Below are 3,002 nucleotides of genomic sequence, written 5' to 3' on the forward strand. Positions count from 1 at the left end.
CGGCCGGCGGCCACGACAACATCACCTGCATCGTGGTCGACCTGGTCGACGACGATCGCCGCGTCTGCGGCGACGGCACGCTGCTCGGCTCGCTGCGGGACTTCCGCAACATCGTCGACCCGGCGTCGCCGAACTTGCGCTGACGCGTTCTGAGGCGCAAGTCACAGCGACACGGCGCGAGTTGCTGGCCTGATCCGCGGTGATGGGCCACAATGGGCGAGACAACTACAGATGTGTCATTCGGGGATGAGTCCATGTCCACACGAGGTCGCTGGGGAAGGCGTGTCTCGACGCCGGAGATGGAGGAACTCACCGATGACCACGAATACCAACCGCACTGCCGGTAACGCGGCGACCCGGGGGATGTTCTACGTCCACTCCGCGCCGTCTGCGTTGTGCCCCCACATCGAGTGGGCGCTCGGTGGTGTGCTGGGCACTGCCGTGAGCCTGGACTGGACGCCCCAGTCTGCGCAGGCGGGCACCTACCGTGCTGAGTTCTCCTGGACCGGAGACGTCGGCACGGCTGCTGCTGTCGCCTCCGCACTCCGCGGCTGGAACCACCTGCGCTTCGAGATCACCGAGGAGCAGACCTCCGGCGCCGAGGGCTCGCGCTACTCCTACACCCCCGAGCTCGGCATCTTCCACGCCGTCACCGGGCTGCACGGCGACATCATGATCCCCGAGGACCGCCTCAAGGCCGCGGTGGTCAAGTCCGCCCTCGGTGACACGACGCTGCCGATCGAGATCGACAAGCTGCTCGGCAAGCCCTGGGACGACGAGCTGGAGACCTTCCGGCACGCCGGCGACGGCGCCCCGGTGCGCTGGCTGCACCAGGTCGTCTGAGCGAACGAGTGCTCGCATCCCGCGAGCGAGCCCCGCGCCGGGAACCGGCAGCCAGCGAGGCTGGTCAGGCCCGGCGCGGCCCCGCACACTGAGAGGGTGAGACTCCTCGCGGGACTGGTAGCCGGTCTCCTGCTGTGCGCCTGCACCAGCACACCGGCCGAGGACGAGCCGTCCTCGGCGCCGCCCGAGCAGACCTCCAGCACGCCGTCCGGCGAGAACACGGACGGCGACAACGCGGGCGGCGAGCCCGACGCCACGCCGACGAGCCAGGCACCGGAGGTCGTCGACCCGGTCTCCCTGCCGGCGCTGATGAGCAAGGAGTACGACGGGCGCGGCCTGCGCCTGGGCCAGGTGCGTGAGCGGACGGCGTCCTACACCAGCTATCAGGCGACCTACCGAGGTGACGGGCTGAGGCTCTCCGGCGTGCTCAACGTGCCGACGGGCAAGGGGCCGTTCCCGGCAGCGGTGCTCGCGCACGGCTACATCGATCCGGCGATCTATCGGAGCGGGCAGGGGATGACCCGGGAGCGGGGCGTGCTCGCCGAGGCCGGCTACATCGCCTTCCACGTCGACTATCGCAACCACGGCGGCTCGGACCGCGATCCGGACGCCGAGCTGGACCTGCGGCTCGGCTACACCACCGACGTCATCAACGCCGTCGCCGCGCTCCGTCGCTGGGACGGCCCGATCGATCCCGATCGGATCGGGCTGGTTGGGCGCTCGATGGGCGGCGGCGTGGTCTACAACGTGCTCGCCGTGATGCCGGGACTCGTCGGAGCCGGTGTCGCCTTCGCGCCGGTCAGCTCGGATGCGGTGGACAACTTCAACCGCTGGACCCGGCCGGAGCGCAGCGAGACAGCCGCGGCGATCATCGCGGCCCACGGCGCTCCCGAACGCGCGAAGCGGTTCTGGCGCCAGATCAGCCCGCGCACCTACTTCGACCGGATCAGCGAGCCGCTGATGATCCACCATGGCACGCTCGACGACTCCTGCCCGATCCGCTGGTCGGGGCAGACCGTCGCTGCCCTGCGGAGCGCGGACAAGCAGGTGCGTTACCACGTCTACGAGGGTGAGCAGCACGCCTTCGGGCCGCAGTTCGAGCTCTCCATGCGGCGCACCATCGCCTTCCTGGACGCCTCGCTGTGAGCGTCGGGGACGCCGTCGGGGATCAGCGACGGCGCCCCGCGGGGTTCGTCACTGCCAGGGGTAGAACGGCGGCAGCTCGGAGGCCCGGCCCTTGAACTCGGGCGCGCGCTTCTCGAGGAAGGACGCGACGCCCTCCTTGCCGTCGGCCAGCGAGGCGTAGAAGATCGCCAGCGAGTCGACCTGGTGGGCGACCATCGGGTGCGCGGCGGCGGAGTTGCGGTACATCATCTGCCGCGCCAGCGCGGTCGCCACCGGGGAGCGGTTGTCGATGAAGGTGTGCGCGAGCGCGTGGGCGTCATCGAGCAGGGCCTCGGGGTCGTGGATCGAGCGCACCAGTCCGCCCTCCTTGGCCGCCTCGGCGGTCAGGATCTCCGCGGAGTAGACCCACTCCAACGCCTGGGACATGCCGACCAGTCGCGGCAGGAACCAGGTCGACGTCGCCTCGGGGGTGATCCCGATCTTGCCGAAGACGAAGCCGATCCGGGCCTTCTCGCTGGCGAGCCGCACGTCCATCGGCAGGGTCATGGTGGCGCCGATCCCGACGGCCGGGCCGTTGATCGCGGCGATCACCGGCTTGCGGCACTCGAAGATCGACAGTGCGACCCGCCCGCCGGTGTCGCGGACGCCGGTCTGGATCTCGGGCTCGGTGAGCCGGTCGGCCATGTCCGCCATCGTCGGCCGCTGGCTCTCGTCCAGGCCGAAGACGTTGCCCTCGGCGGTGAGGTCCATGCCGGCGCAGAACGCACGTCCGGCGCCGGTCACCACGACCGCGCCGACGGCGTCGTCGAGGCTGGCGCGACCGAAGGCGTCCTCGAGCTCGTCGGCCATCTCGACGGTGAAGGAGTTCAGCTCCTCGGGCCGGTCCAGGGTGAGGGTGAGGACCCGGTCGGAGACCTCGTAGCGGAGGGTGGCATAGGCGTCGTCACTCATGGGGGAAGGCTAGTGGGCCTCAACACGAGACGGTGCAGCGCTCTGTCGCTCGCGTGGCGCGCCGCGGCGGGGGAGACGCCGAG

The 3,002-nt window shown here is 70.4% G+C and carries 3 protein-coding genes; 2 read left to right on the plus strand and 1 reads right to left on the minus strand.

Going from position 1 to position 3,002, the window contains the following annotated elements; translation table 11 throughout:
* The first annotated feature begins 315 nt into the window (after positions 1 to 315).
* Together ABD151_RS04155 and ABD151_RS04160 are read left to right on the plus strand one after the other, a co-directional pair.
* Positions 316 to 843, plus strand: a complete 528-nt coding sequence (locus tag ABD151_RS04155; RefSeq protein ID WP_343991651.1) for a DUF3145 domain-containing protein — start codon at positions 316 to 318, stop codon at positions 841 to 843.
* Positions 844 to 939: 96 nt separating this feature from the next.
* Positions 940 to 1,989 carry an alpha/beta hydrolase family protein gene (locus ABD151_RS04160; protein ID WP_343991653.1) on the plus strand — a complete coding sequence of 350 codons (1,050 nt, stop codon included), beginning with the start codon at positions 940 to 942 and terminating at the stop codon, positions 1,987 to 1,989.
* A 48-nt stretch (positions 1,990 to 2,037) separates the two neighbouring features.
* Here ABD151_RS04160 and ABD151_RS04165 read toward each other — a convergent pair whose 3' ends face one another.
* Positions 2,038 to 2,919, minus strand: a complete 882-nt coding sequence (locus ABD151_RS04165) for a crotonase/enoyl-CoA hydratase family protein (protein WP_343991655.1) — start codon at positions 2,917 to 2,919, stop codon at positions 2,038 to 2,040.
* Between the last annotated feature and the right edge of the window lie 83 nt (positions 2,920 to 3,002).

Source organism: Nocardioides dubius, from assembly GCF_039528155.1.
Taxonomy (GTDB): domain Bacteria; phylum Actinomycetota; class Actinomycetes; order Propionibacteriales; family Nocardioidaceae; genus Nocardioides; species Nocardioides dubius.

Coding starts and splice junctions, on each gene's coding strand:
- ABD151_RS04155 (WP_343991651.1), top strand. CDS start 316: ATGACCACGAATACCAACCGCACTGCCGGTAACGCGGCGACCCGGGGG.
- ABD151_RS04165 (WP_343991655.1), bottom strand. CDS start 2,919: ATGAGTGACGACGCCTATGCCACCCTCCGCTACGAGGTCTCCGACCGG.